The sequence below is a fragment of the Lactobacillus sp. C449L genome (genome assembly GCF_059900815.1).
The window spans coordinates 1-449 of record NZ_JBWXGA010000252.1 but is presented as its reverse complement, the minus strand read 5'-3'; the positions used below and the strand labels follow the sequence as shown (position 1 = coordinate 449).

Here is a 449-nt window from a genome sequence, read left to right as displayed (position 1 = left end):
AAACATGCTAGACCCTATCGCCCCCAAGGGCGCGGCAAGCAAGAAAAGTTCTTTCGTTTTGTGGATCAAAGCTTCGTTCCGGAAGCATACGATTTAATTGAACAAGGAAAAATTCAAAACCTAGCTGATTTAAATCGATTTTTTACGGCATGGCTGGAAGTAGCCTATCACCAAAAAGTTCATAACAGCTTTAAACAACGACCGATAGATCGTTATCAGAAATGTGATCATCCAATCCGAACGATTCCTCCTCACGAATTAAAAGAAGTTTTCCTTTTGGAAGAAACACGAAAGGTGGATAAAACAAATTGTGTTTCCCTGTTAGGAACTACTTATGAGGTTGAGCCGGGATTAGTGGGTGAGAAAGTTCAACTGCGCTTTGACCCCTATGATATGTCTATTATACAGGTTTGGAAAGAGGAAAAGCGACTGAAAGACGCCATTGTAAT

The 449-nt window shown here is 40.5% G+C and carries 1 protein-coding gene; it reads left to right on the top strand.

All coding sequences use genetic code 11. The features are described 5' to 3' along the window. A partial coding sequence (locus tag AC2JF9_RS09270) for a Mu transposase C-terminal domain-containing protein (RefSeq protein ID WP_500727190.1) occupies window positions 1-449 on the top strand: 449 nt, incomplete at both ends.